The 19,152-nt window shown below is 54.3% G+C and carries 17 protein-coding genes; 6 read left to right on the plus strand and 11 right to left on the minus strand.

Features of this window, described 5'->3' with window-relative positions; genetic code table 11:
• Positions 1-22: 22 nt before the first annotated feature.
• The 8 genes from SIK69_RS19745 to pspA all read right to left on the minus strand — a co-directional run bounded on the left by SIK69_RS19745 (position 23) and on the right by pspA (position 6,490).
• Positions 23-868 (minus strand): carbohydrate ABC transporter permease, encoded by an 846-nt coding sequence (locus SIK69_RS19745; protein ID WP_319630159.1) that lies wholly within the window; start codon positions 866-868, stop codon positions 23-25.
• Entirely contained in the window at positions 855-1,736 is an 882-nt protein-coding gene (locus SIK69_RS19750; protein ID WP_319787225.1) for a carbohydrate ABC transporter permease, read from the minus strand. The genes SIK69_RS19745 and SIK69_RS19750 overlap by 14 nt, the downstream gene beginning before the upstream one ends.
• 20 nt (positions 1,737-1,756) lie before the next feature.
• Entirely contained in the window at positions 1,757-3,046 is a 1,290-nt protein-coding gene (locus tag SIK69_RS19755) for an ABC transporter substrate-binding protein (RefSeq protein WP_319630158.1), read from the minus strand.
• Between the two features lie 12 nt (positions 3,047-3,058).
• Complete coding sequence (locus SIK69_RS19760) at positions 3,059-4,744, minus strand: alpha-amylase family glycosyl hydrolase (protein WP_319786882.1); 1,686 nt, start codon at positions 4,742-4,744, stop codon at positions 3,059-3,061.
• A gap of 204 nt (positions 4,745-4,948) precedes the next feature.
• Entirely contained in the window at positions 4,949-5,170 is a 222-nt protein-coding gene (pspD, locus tag SIK69_RS19765; protein WP_319786883.1) for a phage shock protein PspD, read from the minus strand.
• A 16-nt stretch (positions 5,171-5,186) separates the two neighbouring features.
• Entirely contained in the window at positions 5,187-5,546 is a 360-nt protein-coding gene (pspC, locus tag SIK69_RS19770) for an envelope stress response membrane protein PspC (RefSeq protein ID WP_319786885.1), read from the minus strand.
• Positions 5,546-5,767 carry an envelope stress response membrane protein PspB gene (gene pspB / locus SIK69_RS19775; RefSeq protein WP_319630154.1) on the minus strand — a complete coding sequence of 74 codons (222 nt, stop codon included), beginning with the start codon at positions 5,765-5,767 and terminating at the stop codon, positions 5,546-5,548. Before pspB ends, pspC begins: the two co-directional genes overlap by 1 nt.
• Positions 5,768-5,821: 54 nt before the next feature.
• The gene (gene pspA / locus SIK69_RS19780; protein WP_319630153.1) at positions 5,822-6,490 is read right to left on the minus strand and encodes a phage shock protein PspA; all 669 of its coding nucleotides are present in this window, start codon (positions 6,488-6,490) and stop codon (positions 5,822-5,824) included.
• A gap of 158 nt (positions 6,491-6,648) precedes the next feature.
• Here pspA and pspF point away from each other — a divergent pair, with 158 nt between their 5' ends.
• On the plus strand, positions 6,649-7,632 hold the full coding sequence (pspF, locus tag SIK69_RS19785; RefSeq protein WP_319786886.1) for a phage shock protein operon transcriptional activator: 984 nt from the start codon (positions 6,649-6,651) through the stop codon (positions 7,630-7,632).
• Between the two features lie 277 nt (positions 7,633-7,909).
• Here the strand turns inward: pspF and SIK69_RS19790 are convergent, their stop codons facing one another.
• From SIK69_RS19790 to SIK69_RS19800, 3 genes are all read right to left on the minus strand, one after another.
• A complete protein-coding gene (locus SIK69_RS19790; protein ID WP_319786887.1) occupies positions 7,910-8,392 on the minus strand; it encodes a hypothetical protein in 483 nt (160 codons plus the stop codon).
• 797 nt (positions 8,393-9,189) lie between these two features.
• Positions 9,190-10,584, minus strand: a complete 1,395-nt coding sequence (locus SIK69_RS19795) for an MFS transporter (protein WP_319630148.1) — start codon at positions 10,582-10,584, stop codon at positions 9,190-9,192.
• 27 nt (positions 10,585-10,611) lie between these two features.
• Entirely contained in the window at positions 10,612-11,781 is a 1,170-nt protein-coding gene (locus SIK69_RS19800) for a M20 aminoacylase family protein (RefSeq protein WP_319786888.1), read from the minus strand.
• 172 nt (positions 11,782-11,953) lie between these two features.
• Between SIK69_RS19800 and SIK69_RS19805 the strand changes: the two genes are divergently transcribed.
• From SIK69_RS19805 to sapD, 5 genes are all read left to right on the plus strand, one after another.
• Complete coding sequence (locus SIK69_RS19805) at positions 11,954-14,269, plus strand: helix-turn-helix transcriptional regulator (protein WP_319630146.1); 2,316 nt, start codon at positions 11,954-11,956, stop codon at positions 14,267-14,269.
• Positions 14,270-14,670: 401 nt separating this feature from the next.
• The gene (sapA, locus tag SIK69_RS19810; RefSeq protein ID WP_319786889.1) at positions 14,671-16,320 is read left to right on the plus strand and encodes an ABC transporter substrate-binding protein SapA; all 1,650 of its coding nucleotides are present in this window, start codon (positions 14,671-14,673) and stop codon (positions 16,318-16,320) included.
• Positions 16,317-17,282, plus strand: coding sequence for a putrescine export ABC transporter permease SapB (sapB, locus tag SIK69_RS19815; protein ID WP_319630144.1), 966 nt, complete (start codon positions 16,317-16,319; stop codon positions 17,280-17,282). Before sapA ends, sapB begins: the two co-directional genes overlap by 4 nt.
• The gene (gene sapC / locus SIK69_RS19820; RefSeq protein WP_319630143.1) at positions 17,269-18,159 is read left to right on the plus strand and encodes a putrescine export ABC transporter permease SapC; all 891 of its coding nucleotides are present in this window, start codon (positions 17,269-17,271) and stop codon (positions 18,157-18,159) included. The genes sapB and sapC overlap by 14 nt, the downstream gene beginning before the upstream one ends.
• Complete coding sequence (gene sapD / locus SIK69_RS19825) at positions 18,159-19,151, plus strand: putrescine export ABC transporter ATP-binding protein SapD (protein ID WP_319630142.1); 993 nt, start codon at positions 18,159-18,161, stop codon at positions 19,149-19,151. The genes sapC and sapD overlap by 1 nt, the downstream gene beginning before the upstream one ends.
• Position 19,152 lies beyond the last annotated feature (1 nt).

A 19,152-nucleotide genomic window follows, 5' to 3' on the forward strand; every position in this document is an offset into this window, starting at 1 on the left:
ATTCCTTGTCAAACTGAAAGCCTCAGCCCTTAACGCCGCCGGCTGTCAAACCACTTTTAATAAAGCGCTCGGAAAGCGCATACATGATGATGACGGGCAGCGCGGTCACCAGCGATGCGGCCATCATGCGTCCCCAGATATAATCCGGCGTACTGAACAGCGTGTTCAGGCCTACCGGTAAGGTGAAGTTTTCTGCACTGGAGAGGAAAATCGACGCAAACAGATAGTCGTTCCACGCCACCATAAAGCAGTACACAAACACCGAAATCAGACCCGACATCGCCAACGGCACCGTGATACGGAAGATGATCTGCAGTCGGTTCAATCCGTCCATCATTGCCGCCTCCTCGATTTCATCCGGGATGGTGTCAAAGTAGCTTTTCAGCATGAAAATGGCGGTCGGCAGCGTTTGCGTCACCATGGTGACAATCAGCGCCAGTTCGGTGTCGTATATCCCCAACGCGGTGATGATTTTGAACAGCGGCACCACCAGTAATATGCCGGAGAACATGTAGACGGTATAAAAGCTGGCGTTGATGGTTTCCCGGCCGCGAAAGCGCAGTTTTGACAGCGCCCATGCCCCAAGCGTCCCGAGGAACAGCGAGATAGCCGATGAGACAATCGACACCACCAGGCTGTTACGGAAATAGCTGACGAACGGGAAAATCAGCGGATTAAAAATGTCGATGTAGTGCTCGAACGTCCACTGCTGCGGCAGCAGCGTCGGATGCAGCGAGATGGCCTCTTTGGCGCTTTTGAATGAGGTCATCAACATCACGAAGAATGGAAACAGCGTGAAGCCGAGGAACAGTGCCAGCCCGACGTAAAACAGCACGCTATTCCAGCGACGTTGTTTATTTGTTGCCATTTAAATTCACCCGTTTTCTGGTCAGCAGAATCACTGCGAAAATGATCACAAACAGCACCACGGAAATCGCCGCAGCCTTGCCCAAATCGTTGAAGGCAAACGCTGTTTTATACAGATAGACACCGAGAATATTGACCTTGGTGGTCAGCAGATAGACGTCGGCGAACATGTAGAACATCCAGATAGTGCGCAGCGTCACCACGGTCGCCAGCACTGGCATGATCGCCGGGAGCGTGACGATACGAAAACGCTGCCAGGCATTCGCGCCGTCCATCTCTGCGGCCTCGTACAGTGACTTATCAACGGTCTGCAAAATCGCGAGAAACGAGATAAAGGCGTAGGGGAAATAGCGCCAGATAGCGAACAACACCACCAGCACGAAGCTACTGCTCGGGTTGTCGAACCACAGCGGCGCTTGCTGATATAACCCGAGCAGGTCGACTCCGAGATAGTTCACAATCCCGTAGCCGTTGTTGAACATGTATTTCCAGGCGAACACCAGCGAGATAGACGGCGTCACGTAGGACAGCAACACCAGCGAACGCGCTGTTTTGCGCAAACGGAACTCGCGATTAAAGAATATGGCGACGCCCAGCCCTAACCCGGTGCTGCCCAGCACCACTAGCGCGGTGTACCAGAAGGTCATCCACAGCGAGTGCCAAAATTCCGGATCGCTCAAAATACGGGTGTAGTTATCCAGTCCAACAAACGTCGACTCAATGCGCGGGTTCAACGGCAGGCGCAGGAAACTGATTTCAATATTGGAAATCATCGGCCAGGCGACCAACCCGGCCAGCAGCAATAAGCTGGGGCCGAGTAACAGCATGGCGAACGGCAGGTCGGAACGGCCTGACATCAACTTCTTAATCATCCGATTTCCCGCCTGTATCATGGCTGTTGAAGAAGCGCATCGAGTCGTTTCTGACCGTCAGCCAGCAGCGGTTCAATCGGTTTCTTCCCTACCGTCGCCGCGTTCACCATGGCGCTGATGGTGCCAGAACCCGTCACATCGCCCATGCGGGTGAAGTTTTTATCGCCCACCGCGCCGAATACTTTCACGTTCGGGTACTCGGCGATCAGCTCGTACGGCAACTGGCCGAAGGCTTTAATCACCGCGTTATCTTTCCAGGTGGCGGTTTCAACCACACCTTTGGTCATCGGCAATGCCGCACCCGGCGACATCATCACCCAGTCGGCGGAGTTTTGTGGTTTCTCCATCCAGGCGACAAATTTCTCTGCGGCTTCCGTCTGTGCTTTCTCCTGCCCGGAGGTAATGGTCAGCGAGGTGACCATGCCGTATACCGCTGGTGTGGCCTGCGTTGGCACCATAAAGCCCAGGTTCTCAGGTTTGCCCTCTTTGTACACCGCCGGAAGAATGTAGGTGGAGTACATCGCCATCGGCGCAGAGCCGTTCATAAAGGCGTCTTTGATTTCCATCACGTCATTGGAGCCGGGCATGGTGGTCGTGGCTAAATCACGATAAAACGCCAGCGTGTCACGCATTTCCGGCGTATCCAACGAGATGCGCCCCTCGCTGTTAAACACGTTGGCGTTATTCGATAGCGCAAACTGCGAGAATGCCTGTTCGGTCATTACGCTCTCAGCGGTAGGCAACGCGATACCATACTTTTTCATCGCCGGATTGCTCAACGCCTTGCTGGCGGCTAACAATTCCTGCCAGTTTTGTGGCTCAGCAATCCCCGCCGCCGCCAGCACATCTTTGTGATACCAGACGCCCGAAAGCCACGCGCTGATTGGCGCGCCGGTCCACGCTTTTCCATCTTCAGTGCGCACGATACGCAATACGCCATCGTAGAAATTATCTTCCCCGGAATCGGCTATCGATTTGGCAATGGCGTTACGGTCAAGCAGTTGTTCTTTATCCAGCACTTTGGCGTAGTCATGACTGACTTCCATTACCGCAGGTAACGCCCCGGTCCGCGCCAGGGTGATGACTTTGGTGTTAAATGCATCCTCCTCAACCGGCACTGGTTTCACCACAATGCCTGGGTTCTCTTTTTCAAAGCGGGCAATCAGTTGAGTAATCACCGCCTGACGCTCTTGCTCGACTGAAGAATGCATAAATTCGATCGTCACGGTTTTATTATCATCCCGACAGCCTGAAATTAAGGCGCAGGAAACCAGTGCCGAGACCAGCACAGTTTTTGCCATTTTCATTTATTCTTCCTTTTATTTAGAATCTATCCACATAACCTGCCAAGGCGCGAGATCTAATTCGCTATCAGTTATATCGCAGCCGCTTATTAATTCCCGAGCAGGAGGATATTCCTGATGAATGCGCTGAGGCCGATCGCTGAAATTAAATAAACAGGTTATTCGCTGGTTATTTTCCGCGGTACGGGTAATTTGCAAGACGCTATCATTGAGCGCGCTAAATTCGGCTTTCGCATTCGGATGAAAAGCGTGATGTTCTCGACGCAAGGCAATCAGGTGAGTCAGACGACGATAGACGCGTTGACGCAGACTGCCGGTTTGCGACAGCGCCGTCTCGATTTCATCCAGGGTGTATTTCTGGCGATTGATTGCCCGGTTGTAGCCCGCCTTTTCGACGCCCTCGTAATCATTACGCGAGCCAAGAATGCTTTGGATGTATATCGCCGGTACGCCAGGAAAACTGAGTAACACTGCATGCGCCAGCACAAAACGGGCGAGTCTGTCGTCGTCACTGCTGGCTTTCGGGCTGAGCGCATCCATATAGGTGACGTTAATTTCGTAGGGACTGCGGCTGCCGTCCGGGTTATTTTTCCAGTTAACCAACGCGCCCTGCTGCTGCAACTTTTCAACCAGTTGCAGGATCTCCTCTTCGGGCAGAATGCCGCGCAGCGGATTGAGGCCAATGCCGTCATGAGAGGCAAGGAAGTTAAACCAGGTGGTCTCCGTCGACGGCAGCGCCAGACTCTGCGCCCAGCGACACAGCGTTTCTACATTCGCGCTGTGCATCGCATGCAGTACCAGCGGCGGGAGTGAGAACTGGTACACCATCTGTGCTTCGTCATGACCATCGCCGAAATAGGCAATGTTGTCTTTATGCGGGACGTTGGTTTCAGTAATGATCACCGTGCCCGGGGCAACCTCTTCAGCAATGGCGCGGAACAGCTTAATCAAATCATGGGTCTGTGGCAGGTGTATGCACGAGGTCCCCGGCACTTTCCACATAAAGCCCACGGCATCGAGACGCACATAATCCGCGCCCTGCTCCAGGTAATGCAGCAGCACGTTGACCATCGCGATCAGGACTTCTGGCGCGGCAAAGTTGAGGTCGATTTGATCTTCGCTGAAGGTGGTCCACAAATGACGCACCGACTCGTCGCTTAAGGTGAACGGCGTCAGCAAGGGCAAAGCACGTGGACGGGTCACCGCAGAAAGGTCGGTGTCAGGATCAACGGCGATAAAGAAGTTTTCGAACCCCGGCTCCTGGCGCAGATAGCGGGCAAACCATTCACTTTTCGCCGACATATGATTGCAGACAAAATCAAACATCAGCTTTGAGGAGCGCTTCAGGTCAGCAACGTCATGCCAGTCGCCCGACTCCGGTGCCACCTGATGATAATCCACTACCGAGAATCCGTCGTCAGAAGACCAGGGATAAAAGGGCAGAAGATGAACGTGGGAGAAACCCTCTTTTAGCCAGCGATTATAAAAACGGGTAAATACCGGCAGGCTTTTCTCACCCTCGAGACGAAATTGATCGGCATAGGTAATTAATACCACATCCTGTTGATCCCAGTTCATTTTACGCCGCTCACTAATACGTGATTTAGCTTTTTCAATATCGGAAAAAAGCCGCGTTAACTGGTGCGTTAAAAATGAATCGCCATAAACTTTGTCAATCAGATCTTTTATTTTCGGGTTCACGTTTATTTTCCATGGTAGCGGTCCCACGGATTGGAATCTACTCTCCGCAAAATGCGATGTCAACGCGACGGACAGGGGAAAAAACGCAAAATGCGGGTCTGCGGCGGCTCTAATTCATTAAATGTGAGCTGCCGCAAATAAATGGAGGGGGAGAATGCAAAGAACGCAGGAGCGTGCAGTCAGGGGGAGCGCCCTCCCCGCCGGTCAGGAGAAATACTTGCGTGACATCCGGCTGGCCAGGCGGGCCAGTACCGGTTCGAGCGCGACCGCCAGCAGCATTTTCAGTGGGCGACGGGCGACGGATTTGATAGCCCAACCGGCAACGCCCGCCGGGCCGTAACGCAGCGCGGTTAGCAATACCAGCTTACCGGCGATTTTCAGGCCGGGTTTCACTTTCTGCCCGGTGCGTTGCCATTTTGAGTTCATCAAATACCTCTCAGCGTTAAAGTTGGCGGAAACGGCTGCGCAGAGAAAAGGTGTCGGAGGTGACATAACGTTCCATCTCACGCAGACGCTGCTCACCGGCGGCGAGTTCGGCATCGACTGCGTTCAGCAGCTCGCCGCTGGACGGCGTTTTTTCGCCGTACATTTCGTTATCAGGGATCGGGTCGAGGGCGAAGGTCAAAATGATGTACGCCACCACCACGAAGAAAAACAGGCCAAAAATCATTGCCAGCACGGTAATCAGACGCACCAGTTTCACCGGAACGTCGAGCCAGTGCGCAATACCAGCGCATACGCCCTTGACCATGCCCTGCTGCGGAATACGCCACAGCTTCTTACTAAAATCCAATGCTGCCATTATCGTTCTCTCCAGTTCGGATGTTCCGCGTCGAGAATATCTTCCAGCGCCTGAAGGCGTTCACGCATCCGTTTCGCCTCGTCCGTCAGTTGCGCAAGCCGCTGCTGCTCGCTCGACGACAGCTCTGCGCCGGAGCGGTTACTGTAGTGCAGCCACAACCAGACCGGCAGGACAAACAACACAAACAGCGTCAGCGGTATGGCAAGAAAAAGCGCGCTCATAAGGTCTCCTTACAGATGATGAGCGGCGGTGCCAACAGCACCGCCTGAACGTTATTATTGATTATCCTGTTTCATTTTGGCGCGCAGTTCAGCGATTTGTGCGCTGATATCGTCATCCGCTTTCAGTTCAGCAAACTGCTGGTCCAGCGATTTCTGTTTACCGAAACCGTGGCTCTCCGCCTCGGCTTCCATCTGATCGATACGCCGCTCAAAAGATTCGAAACGCGCCATCGCTTCATCAATTTTTCCGCTGTCGAGTTGGCGACGCACATCACGGGACGAGTTCGCCGCCTGATGACGCAGGGTCAACGCCTGCTGACGAGCGCGGGTTTCGCTGAGTTTATTTTCCAGCTCGCCGATCTCTTTTTTCATCCGGGTCAGGGTTTCATCGACCAAAGTGACTTCGTGTTCCAGCGTACCGATCATCTCGGTCAGCTTCTGTTTTTCAATCAGCGCGGCACGCGCCAGATCTTCTTTCTCTTTACGCAGCGCCAGCTCGGCTTTGTCCTGCCATTCGGTCTGTTGCGCGTTAGCCTGTTCAATGCGACGGGTGAGCTGTTTCTTTTCGGCCAGCGCACGGGCAGAGGTAGAACGCACTTCCACCAGGGTGTCTTCCATTTCCTGAATCATCAGGCGGACCAGTTTTTGCGGATCTTCAGCCTTCTCCAGCAGTGTGTTGATGTTGGCGTTCACGATATCGGCAAAACGAGAAAAAATACCCATAATTCAAATCCTCATACGGTCAGTTCTGTTATCGGGCGTTGCCCTGCTAATGAGATAATACAAATGGCGTGCCAACTTTTTATCTTATTGATTTCACTCGTTCTGATTGAATTTTACTCGTCTGACGGCTACAGTAGGATGGCGAATTACACCAACTAGTGGCGAATTTCATCATGGCGGAATACAAGGACAATTTGCTCGGGGAAGCCAACAGCTTCATCGAGGTACTGGAACAAGTTTCACGACTCGCACCGCTCGATAAACCGGTGCTGGTGATCGGCGAACGCGGCACCGGCAAAGAGCTTATCGCCAACCGTCTGCACTTTCTCTCCTCGCGCTGGCAAGGGCCGTTTATCTCACTGAACTGCGCGGCGCTGAATGAAAACCTGCTCGATTCCGAACTGTTCGGTCACGAAGCGGGCGCATTTACCGGGGCGCAAAAGCGCCATCCGGGACGCTTCGAACGCGCGGACGGCGGGACGTTGTTTCTTGACGAGCTGGCCACCGCGCCGATGCTGGTACAGGAAAAACTGCTAAGAGTGATTGAATATGGCGAACTGGAACGCGTCGGTGGCAGCCAGCCGTTGCAGGTCAACGTGCGTCTGGTGTGCGCCACCAATGCCGATTTACCGCAAATGGTCAGTGACGGCACTTTCCGCGCCGACCTTCTCGACCGTCTGGCGTTTGACGTGGTGCAGCTCCCGCCCCTGCGTGAACGCCAGAGTGACATCATGTTGATGGCGGAACACTTCGCCATTCAGATGTGCCGCGAACTGAACCTGCCGCTGTTCCCGGGCTTTACCGACCACGCCCGCCACACCCTGCTCGGCTACGGCTGGCCGGGTAATATTCGTGAACTGAAAAATGTGGTGGAACGCTCGGTGTATCGGCATGCCAGTATCGACGAGCCACTGGATACGATCATCCTCGACCCGTTCCAGCGGCCGGTTGCTGTGCAGGAACAGGTCGAAAAAAGCGCCCTTGCGCTGCCGCTGGACTTACGTGAGTTCCAGCAACAGCAAGAAAAAGACCTGCTACAACAGGCGCTACAGCAGGCCAGATTTAATCAGAAAAAAGCGGCTGAACTGTTAGGTTTAACTTATCACCAACTGCGTGCGTTGTTGAAAAAGCATCAGCTCTGACGCTTATTTCTATCGTGATTTCATTATTGCCCTGGTTAAAAAGGAGCATTACCCCAGCTATGCTCAGCATAAAATGCTTTCTAGGGATTACATCTAGTATATTCAATCAAGACATTTGTACGTTGAATTAATTAAAGGGTTACATATAAAATACAAATAATATAATACAGTTTAAATTCTGGATTTAAAACAATATCGTATGTAATGTACTCCACAACAACTTATTTGGGGAGATTGACATGGCTAACATAATATATGCTACATTTTATGATGACGGTTATAAATTCGATGAAAGCGAATAGTCGATATATAGAATAAAGATATCAATTGAGCAAAGTTGAGAAGTTTTTATCTGTTGTTTACAAGCTAGGGTGGGGTAATCATGTAAAAAAAACATTTTCACCCTTAGCTTAATTAACTTTAAGGTGGTTGCCATTTTTATTTTTTTAACAATACTATTTCTAATTACCACTCCTATTATTATAAACATACTAATAACGAACATTGCAAACGTACCTTTTGTTAATCCATGTATGTATAACATTGCACTAACATTAATCAACCCCATAAAAGTCACCAGAAAAAAAGCACTACTTACAGCATCTGCAATCACGAGGATGTAATTTTCAAATGTTTCATCAACCGCAACTATAGCGCCCCTCCCATATACCTCACGTATAGCCTGGACATATGAGTTTTTCATCTCCAATAACTCTCTATGTGAAAAGCAATTGGTTAATATTAATTCTTTCGCTTTCATTTTAAATTCCATGTTAGTAACATCGCAACCTCGCTAGCTGAACGTCAAGATTGCCACCCGTGAATTCGACCTTAAGTATATCATCTTAAACCCCACCGTAGTTGAATATTATGACATGCACAATTTCTAGCTTTCCCTCTTCTATAAACTTAGATATCTCTGTATTTGTATGTACCGAGGGTTTTGACATTATCACTTAAGAACATTGCGCTCTACAAAAGTCGTTTCCCAATAGTCCAGCGCCTATACATAACTCAGGTCAATACATCAAGAGAATGCCTTTAGTAGAATCCAGTTCGGATTCAAGTAAGTTTTTGCAATACACAAAGGCATAAGAATGAAACCTATCTCTGCGACAATAATCGTCACTTTATTAACGGGATGTGCGTCATCAACGAATGACCTCATGTATAAGAATTGCAGAGAGGGGGGAGCGTCTGTTGAAGAATGCAACGCTCGCATATCTACATATGACTCATCATCTGAGACACATACAGATTGGGGGCGATATTGGCACAAAAGTAATAACAGGAGCCGCTGTGGCAGCTTTCGTAGTCGGTGAAGCCATAGCAGGTTCAAATGGAGCAGGTGCAACGCAGAATACTTACACAGGGAATTGCGAATACTCCTGTGATACCGCCGCTGACGGCTCATCCTGTGGAGCGCGATCTGCTGAAGCAAGATCCGGTGGTTACGAACCTTATTAGCCATCAAAACGAAACAAGTACTGGCACTTTGATGTCTGCGTCGCACTGCTAAAAAAGCATCAGCTCTGATCCCGCCATCGCCCAGCGGCGCTACGCTTGCGCGGGCCGACTTAAAAGCACTGCACTTGCCAGCATTGACCCGACGCACAACGCGCTGTTAAACAACAGTGCGTACTGGGCCGCACTTGCCATGCCGAAGGGTAAAAATATGGCATACAGTGATGCGGTGACCGCAATGCCCATCGCCCCACCCAGTGAGCTGCCCATTTTGTAGATGCCGGATGCCACGCCCACTTTCTCCTCTGGTGCGTTAACCACGGCGGTGTCGGTGGACGGCGTAGCGTAGCAGCCCAGCCCAAGTCCCAATAGGATATTGCTGAAGAATACGACCCCGATATAAATCTCTTTCTCAAGGAAGGTACAGGAGATCAGCGCCACGCCAATCCCGGCGATAATCGGCCCGGTCATCATTGGCAAACGCGCTCCGTAGCGCTGGAGCAGTTTTTCACCAACGCGAATCATCACCAGCACCGTCACCAGATATCCCATCGTCATCATCCCGGTTTGCAGGGCGGAGAGATGATGCCCCTGCTGGAGCCAGATACTGGTGATCATCAGCGTGCCGATACAGCCATTGAGCATGAAATTCGACAACACCGCCCCGCTGTAGGCGCGATTTTTGAACAATGCGAAATCAATCAGCGCCTCGTCACCTTTGCGTAATCCCGAGCGAACAAACCACGTCGTCGCCAGTACCGCGCCGCACAACATGGTGAGTGACAAACCGCTGATCCAGCCCCAGCTGTGCCCTTTGCTGATAAACAGATTGAGCATCACCAGCGCACTCACGAAGCTGAGCAAGCCGCTAAGATCCAGTTTTCGATTCTGGGCGCTTTCACTGCGGCTTTCCGGCGTACCGCGAATGAGCAGCAATGACACCAGCGCGGCCAGCATCGAGAAAACGAAAATCCAGCGCCAGCCCAGGCCGGTGGCGATCGCCCCACCGACGAAAGAGCACAGGCCGCTGCCGCCCCAGGAACCAATCACCCAGAAGCTGATCGCCCGCTGACGCGCCTTCCCTTCGTACCAGGTTTTGATCAGCGCCAGCGTCGCGGGCATGATGCATGCCGCCGACAGCCCCTGAATCACCCTGCCCGCCAGGAACAACACCGGGCCGTGCGACAACACCAGCAACGCGCTGCCGATAATGCTCAGCACCAGGCCAATCAGCGTCAGGCGCACGCGGCCAAACTTATCCGCCAGCCCGCCGCTCGCCACCACAAAACAACCGCTGAATAAAGCGCTGAGGCTAACCGCCAGGGTCAGCGTCTCTAGCGAAATATCAAGGCTATTTTTCATCGCCGGAACTACGTTGATAACCGACTGTGCAAACAGCCAAAAAGTTAAAACGCTAAGAACAATGCCCGCCAGCAGTCGGTCATTACCGGCAAACGGACGGGTTTCTGTCAGGGGAACGGTACTCATCGGGCGGCCCTCCTTCGTGGTGATTCATCAACGCAGATAGTGTTCGGTCAGCCCGCTCCACAATGCCGCGCCGGTGATGAGGATCTTGTCGTTGAAGTCGTAACCGGGGTTATGCACCATACAGCGATCCGGCTCGTCGCCCGCGCCGATCGTGAAATAACAGCCGTTCGGGTTCTTTTCGAGCATGAAGGCGAAATCTTCGCTGCCCATGAATGAACCGATGGTCACCACCTGATCCTGACCAAACAAATCGCACGCCACGCTGCGCACCATTTCGTTCGCCGCCGGGTCGTTTTTCAGTACCGGGCTACCATTGACGTGAGTGATGGATGCGGTGGCGTTAAAGCTTTCTGCCTGGGCAATGGCAATATCATGAATGCGTTGCAAAACCGTCTGGCGCACTTTTTCGCTGAGCGTGCGCACGGTGAGTTTCATCAGCACTTTTTCATTGATGATGTTTGGGGCGTGACCCGCCTGAATGCTGCCGACGGTGACGACCGCAGGCTCGAACGGAGTGATATTGCGCGAGACAATCGACTGCAACGCAATCGTGATATGACAGGCAACCAGCGTGGCATCCACGGTATGTTCCGGTACCGCGCCATGACCGCCGACGCCGTTGACCTCAATGTGCAGCGTATCGGACGAGGCCATCATCGCGCCATCGTGCAGGCCGATTTTGCCCAGTTTCTGTGAGGGCATATTGTGCAGGCCGAAGATGTGGTCGCAAGGGAATTGGTCGAACAGACCGTCTTCCACCATCACCCGGCCACCGTACAACAGTTCCTCGGCTGGCTGGAAAATCAGATTCAGCGTGCCGCTAAAATTGCGCGTGCGGGCCAGATATTCCGCGGCGTACAGCAGCGTGGTGGTATGGCCGTCATGTCCACAGCCGTGGAATTTACCGTCGGTTTTACTGGCCCACTCTTTGCCGCTGTTCTCCTGCATCGGTAAGGCATCCATATCGGCGCGGATCCCTAACCGCTTACTGCCATTCCCCACTTTCAGCGAGCCAACCACCCCGGTTCCCGCCAGCCCACGATGCACTTCATAACCCCATTTAGTCAGCAAACGCGCCACCTGCTCGCTGGTTTGATGTTCCTCAAAGCCAATTTCCGGGTGCTGATGAAAGTGACGACGTAGCTCGGTGAACTGCTCTTCAGTGCCCTGCAATGCTTCAACAATTGGATGTGTCATTTTTGTTATCCCTTTATTGCTTCACAGTGATAATGTCGAGTTTATGCCGCCGCTTTGACGGAAAAGTGCATTTTTTTGTTGTGAAGTGACGCATTCCTGAAGACTGTTTTTCATACAATTCAGTTATGACAAAAAACAGCAGGAGATTATTTGTCTTACTGTGAGGTGAATCATGGATCAAAGTGGCAGCGAGTTTGCAGTTACAGTCCTCGACGTGCGCCAGCTCAGCCAGGAGGAAAGCAACGCCCTGACGCTGCTGTGGCTGCTCGAAGGCAGCGCCGAGCTGGAAACGCAGGATCAACGCCAAACGTTGAGCGCCAATAGCTTGACCGTGATTAACCGCAACCAGCGCTTTCACCTGACCAGCACCTGCCCCAATGCTACCCTGCAGGTCACCCTTTCCGGTCCATGGCTGACGCGGTTGTACAACGACATTTTCAGCCACGAGTACCACATTCCCGATGAGTCCAGCGGCAGCTGGCCGCAGTGCGATGAACTCCGTCATCTGCTGCGCCAGCTATTGGTGGTGACGCTGATTAATCACCCGAGCCGCTACCGGCTGGAGGCCCAGCGTTGGCTCAGCGAGATCCTGCTCTTGCTGACCACCCGCTTTCAGCAACCGGCACGTATCAGCCAGCGTTCTGATAATCCCGGCTGGAGCAAGCGCATTACCCAGGTGGTGGAACGCATTGACGCAAGCTTTACCCGGCGTATCACGTTGGCGGAGATTGCCGAAGCCGAGTTTGTGTCAGAAGCGTGGCTTTCCCGGCTGTTTCGTAAGGAAGTCGGGGTGAGCTTTATGCAATACATCACCACCTTAAGGCTGGAAAAAGCCGCCGATGCGCTGCGCCTGAGCAATCGCCCTCTGCACCAGATTGCGCTCGAGCAGGGTTTTGCCAGCACCCGCATGATGAGCGACCTGTTTCGCCGCTATCACCAGATGACGCCGCGCGAGTTTCGCCGCCTGCGGCAAAACCCGTCTAGCGGAGCGCGTCCCCGCCAGGCCACAAGCGACTGCTTATTCCCGGTCGCCGTCGATAAACTTTTCAGCCTGCTGAATGAGCCTGAAACGCGCGGCTGGGAGCCATCGCCGTTGACGCTGCATCAGCAGCAGGAACGCATCGTCGACTTGCGCGAACTGACGCCGCGCACCACGCCGCTGCGCCATACCCGGGTGATGATTACCCTGCGCGAACTGGATGATTTGCTGCGGGAAGACGTGCGCCGGGAACTGGAAAGCCTCGACGCCCAGATTCCAGTACACGGAATCGACATCAGCGAACCGTTTCTCAGTAGCCGTTTATTTGCCAGTGGCTGGGATGACCCGCTGATGGCGGGCTACGCCTGCTGGTATAATCTGCATCAGATTTTCAGCTGGCTGGCAGAAAAGAGATGGACCGTACTGCTGCACACCGGCCTGACCACCCGCAGCGATTTGCTGCGCCAATTCCTGAAACAGTCGATCAATCATTTCCCGCCGCAGGTCACCGCAGGCTGGCAGTTCGTCTGGCACTGGTCGGCGCAGGCTAGCGATGAGACGCGGGAAAACGTGTGGCAAACACAGCGTGCTGCGCTGCGTGAGTTTCTGCCGAAAGCCAAATTTGGCCTGTGGCACCGCTTTGCCGTCAGCCCGTTGCCGCTGGCCAACGAGGCGATCTTTCAGTCACGCCTGCTGCGTGAGGCCGACTTCCTCGCCTGCCCGGCGGATGCTAATGAGCTGCTTAATCTGACGGAGTTAGATCCGGCACGTCTTGCCTCCACGGAGAACTATCCGGTGCAAAAGATCCGCCAAATCCAGAGCGCACTGCGTCAGCAGCAAATTTCCCTGCCGTTGTGGCTGCTCTCCTGGAACACGCTCACCGGCAACACCCGCGCCACCAACGGCTGGTTTTTCCGCGGCGCACTGCTGATGCACAATCTGTTGGGACTATCGGAACAGGTCTGGCTGGCGGGATTCTGGCTCAATTCGGGGTTGCAAGGGGAAGCCCGCGCCAATGACACGCTCGACACCTCAAGCCTGGCGCTACAGTACAATCACGGCCTGCCACGTCCGATTTATTGGGTGCTATGGCTGTGGCAACGCCTGCGCGGCGACGTTCTTGTGAACGACAAAAACCTGCTGCTGTTGCGCCACGAAGACCGCTATCAGTTACTGCTCCGCAACACCGTGGTGTTCAATCCGTGGCTTTCCAGCGAAGAGGCCTTTATTCAGCGTTTCCGCCAGCAGTACCGGGTCCAGCTGGGGGGTTTAAGCGGCGCATGGCGTATTAAATCGCATCTCTACGATCAGCATAACGGCGCACTGTATCCGCTGCTCGATGCCTTCACCGTCGCCAGCGGCCCCGACGAAGAAATCTGGCGTTGGGTGCGGCATAAAGCTCGCCCTACGCTTGCGGTGCGCGATGAACATCTGCACGACAGCTGGCAAATCACCGACTCGCTGGAAAGTAACGCGCTGGTGCTGTATGAATTGACTCCGATCCGTTGAAAGCGGGATGTGAGGATCAGGACAACAAAAAACCGCCCGTGAGCGGTTAATGCGAATTCACTGCAAGAACAACTACTTTTTACTTTTCTGCGGGCTTTTGACGTTGTCTTTCGGCGTGTTGTCTGGCTTTTTCGGTGCGTCTTTGCTGGCATGGGTCGCGTAATTTTTCATGGGTTACTCCAGTAGGTAAGCAGCGAAATGCTGTGTAACCAGTATAGAAGTGCTCACTAAATAAGCTATACGAAGCGGGAGCATCTCCTGCTCATGAATACCCCACTCGCAGGTTATTCCCCTTACCCCCACTGAACTGGCGACTTTTACAGCGGTTGGTCGCAGAGTTTTGTACCTGGCTGCCTCAAGTGCGATACACTTTGCAGATCGGTCTGAATTATGAAGAAATTATGCGCCTGAAATTATCATCCTTACTGGCAGTGATGGGGTTAATGTGCGGCAACGCGGTGGCGGCGACGCCGCCTGCGCTCGCGCCAAATGCCGACATACGCGACAGCGGTTTCGTCTACTGCGTCAGCGGCCAGGTGAATACCTTTAACCCGCAAAAAGCGGGCAGCGGCCTGATTGTCGATACACTCGCGGCACAGATTTATGATCGCCTGCTGGACGTCGATCCTTACACCTATCGGCTGGTGCCGGAACTGGCAGAGAGCTGGGAAGTGCTGGATAACGGGGCGACTTACCGCTTCCACCTACGCAGCGGCGTGCAGTTCCAGAAAACGGCGTGGTTCAAACCGACCCGGACCCTGAATGCTGACGACGTGGTGTTTACCTTTGCGCGCATTTTTAACCGCAATCATCCGTGGCATAACGTCAATGGTCCGAACTTCCCCTATTTCGATAGTCTGCAGTTTGCCGATAGCGTCGAAAGCGTGCGCAAGCTCGACAGCCGCACCGTTGAGTTTCGCCTTAAACGCCCTGACGCCTCATTCCTTTGGCATTTAGCCACGCATTATGCGTCAGTGATGTCCGCCGAATACGCGGCGAATCTGGCCAAAATTGACCGCCAGGAACTGATGGATCGCCAGCCGGTCGGCACCGGGCCATACCAGCTTGATGAGTACCGGGCCGGGCAGTACATCCGCCTGCAACGCCATCCGCTGTTTTGGCGCGGCGAGCCGATGATGCCGCAGGTGGTGGTGGATTTAGGCTCCGGCGGCACCGGGCGACTGTCTAAACTGTTGACCGGGGAGTGTGATGTGCTTGCCTGGCCCGCAGCCAGCCAGTTAACCATTCTGCGTGACGATCCGCGTTTACGCCTGACGCTGCGTCCAGGCATGAACATCGCCTATCTGGCGTTTAATACCGATAAACCGCCGATGAATAACCCGGCGGTGCGTCACGCCCTGGCGCTGGCAATCAATAACCAGCGTCTGATGCAATCCATTTATTACGGCACCGCTGAAACCGCCGCGTCAATTCTGCCGCGCGCGTCGTGGGCCTACGATAATGAAGCTAAAATTACCGAATACAATCCGGCGAAAGCGCGCGAACAGTTGAAAGCACTCGGTCTGGAAAATATGACCCTGCGGCTGTGGGTGCCGACCACTTCTCAGGCCTGGAACCCGAGCCCGCTGAAAACCGCCGAACTGATTCAGGCCGATATGGCGCAGGTCGGTGTGAAAGTGATCATCGTCCCGGTGGAAGGTCGTTTCCAGGAAGCACGGTTGATGGACATGAATCACGACCTGACCTTAACTGGCTGGGCGACGGACAGTAACGATCCGGACAGCTTCTTCCGCCCGCTGCTAAGCTGTGCGGCGATTGGATCGCAGACCAACTTTGCCCACTGGTGTAACCGTGAATTCGATGAGGTGCTGCAAAAAGCCCTGGCCTCACAGCAGCTGGCATCGCGCATTGACGCTTACGATGAAGCGCAGCAAATTCTGGCGCAAGAGCTGCCAGTACTGCCGCTGGCGTCGTCGCTGCGTTTACAGGCCTATCGGTACGATATCAAGGGGCTGGTCCTGAGCCCATTCGGCAATGCCTCCTTTGCCGGGGTGTCGCGTGAAAAAGAAGAAGAGGTGAAAAAACCATGATCATTTTTACCCTTCGCCGCCTGCTCCTGCTGCTGGTGACCCTGTTCCTGCTGACCTTTGTCAGCTTCAGTCTGAGCTATTTTACGCCACACGCCCCGTTACAAGGCGCGTCCCTTTGGAACGCCTGGCTGTTCTGGTTTGAAGGCTTCCTGCACTGGGATTTCGGCGTGTCGAGCATCAACGGTCAACTGATTTCCGATCAGCTGAAAGAGGTGTTCCCGGCAACCATGGAACTGTGCGTTCTGGCGTTTGGTTTTGCGCTGCTGGTGGGGATCCCGGTCGGGATGCTGGCAGGCATTATGCGCAACAAATGGCAAGATAATGTCATCAGCGCCCTCGCCCTGCTCGGCTTCTCGATTCCAGTGTTTTGGCTGGCGCTGCTCCTGACACTGTTCTTCTCGCTAACGCTTGGCTGGCTGCCGGTCTCGGGGCGCTTTGACCTGCTGTATGAAGTGAAAAACGTCACTGGCTTTGCGCTGATCGACGCCTGGCTGTCTGATTCGCCGTGGCGCGATGAGATGATCATGAGCGCCCTGCGCCATATGGTGTTGCCGGTGCTGACCCTGGCCGTCGCCCCCACCACCGAAGTGATCCGCCTGATGCGTCTCAGCACCATCGACGTGTACGACACCAACTATGTGAAAGCGGCAGCCACCCGTGGGGTGTCGCGTCTGACGATTTTACGTCGCCATGTGCTGCATAACGCCCTGCCGCCGGTAATCCCGCGTCTCGGCCTGCAGTTCTCCACCATGCTGACTCTGGCGATGATTACCGAGATGGTATTTAGCTGGCCGGGCCTCGGGCGCTGGATGATCAACGCCATTCGCCAGCAGGACTACGCGGCGATTTCCGCCGGGGTGATGGTGATTGGCGCGTTAGTGATAATTGTGAACGTGCTTTCTGACATTTTGGGTGCTATGGCTAACCCGCTGAAACATAAGGAATGGTATGCCTTACGATAGCGTCTATCTGGAAAAGCGCCCGCCCGGTGTGCTGCGCACCGTGTGGCGGAAATTCTATGGCGATACCACGGCCATGATTGGCCTGTATGGCTGCGCCGGGCTGGCGCTGCTGTGCATTTTCGGCGGCTGGTTTGCGCCCTATGGTCTCGATCAGCAATTCCTGGGTTATCAGCTACTGCCACCTTCGTGGTCTCGCTACGGCGAAGTGTCGTTCTTCCTCGGCACCGATGACCTCGGGCGTGACGTGTTGAGCCGTCTGCTTAGCGGCGCGGCTCCGACTGTCGGAGGGGCATTTGTTGTGACGCTGGGCGCTACGCTCTTTGGTCTGGTGCTTGGGGCGTTCGCCGGTTCTACCCGCGGCCTGCGTTCGGCGGTACTGAACCATATCCTCGACACCTTGTTGTCGATCCCGTCCCTGCTGCTGGCAATTATCGTGGTCGCCTTCTCCGGCCCGCACCTGCTGCACGCGATGTTCGCGGTCTGGCTGGCGCTGCTGCCACGCATGGTACGTTCGGTCTACAGCATGGTGCATGACGAACTGGAAAAAGATTACGTGGTCGCGGCGCGTCTCGATGGCGCAACCACCCTCAATATTTTGTGGTATGCGGTACTGCCGAATATCGCCGCCGGGCTGGTGACGGAAATCACCCGCGCGCTGTCGATGGCTATCCTGGATATCGCCGCCCTCGGTTTCCTCGACCTCGGCGCGCAGCTCCCTTCCCCGGAATGGGGCGCTATGCTCGGTGATGCGCTGGAACTTATTTATGTCGCGCCGTGGACCGTGATGCTGCCGGGTGCGGCGATCATGCTAAGCGTGCTGCTGGTTAACCTGCTGGGCGACGGGATCCGCCGTGCCATCAATGCGGGGGTGCAATAATGCCGTTACTTGATATCCGCAATTTGACCATCGAATTTCGTACCAGCGAAGGCTGGGTGAAAGCGGTCGACAGGGTCAGCATGACCCTCGCCGAAGGAGAAATCCGTGGTCTGGTCGGTGAATCCGGATCCGGTAAGAGCCTGATTGCGAAAGCGATTTGCGGCGTGACCAAAGACAATTGGCGCGTCACCGCAGACCGTATGCGCTTTGATGATATCGACCTGCTGCGCCTTTCCAACCGGGAACGACGTAAGCTGGTTGGTCACAACGTGTCGATGATTTTCCAGGAGCCGCAGTCGTGTCTCGATCCGTCCGAACGCGTGGGTCGTCAACTGATGCAGAACATCCCCGGCTGGACCTTCAAGGGCCGCTGGTGGCAGCGGGTGGGTTGGCGCAAACGCCGCGCAATCGAACTGCTGCACCGCGTGGGCATTAAAGATCATAAAGACGCAATGCGCAGCTTCCCGTATGAGCTGACCGACGGCGAGTGTCAGAAGGTGATGATTGCTATCGCGCTGGCGAACCAGCCCCGTTTGCTGATAGCCGATGAACCGACCAACGCCATGGAACCAACCACCCAGGCGCAGATTTTCCGCCTGTTGACGCGTCTGAATCAGAACAACAACACCACCATTTTGTTGATCAGCCATGACCTGCAAATGCTCAGTCAGTGGGCCGACAAAATAAACGTGATGTACTGTGGGCAGACGGTAGAAAGCGCCCCGAGCGAAGATCTGGTGAGTACTCCGCATCATCCTTATACCCAGGCGCTGATCCGCGCAATGCCGGATTTTGGCCGCTCGATGCCACATAAAAGCCGTCTGAACACCATGCCTGGGGCCATCCCGCTGCTGGAGTCGCTGCCGATTGGCTGCCGCCTCGGTCCGCGCTGTCCTTACGCCCAGCGTAAATGCATTGAAAGGCCGCGGCTGACCGGGCCGAAGAACCATTTGTTTGCCTGTCATTTCCCGCTGAACATGGAGAAAGAGTGAA

Origin of the sequence: Scandinavium lactucae (assembly GCF_033843265.1) — a bacterium.
GTDB lineage: Bacteria > Pseudomonadota > Gammaproteobacteria > Enterobacterales > Enterobacteriaceae > Scandinavium > Scandinavium lactucae.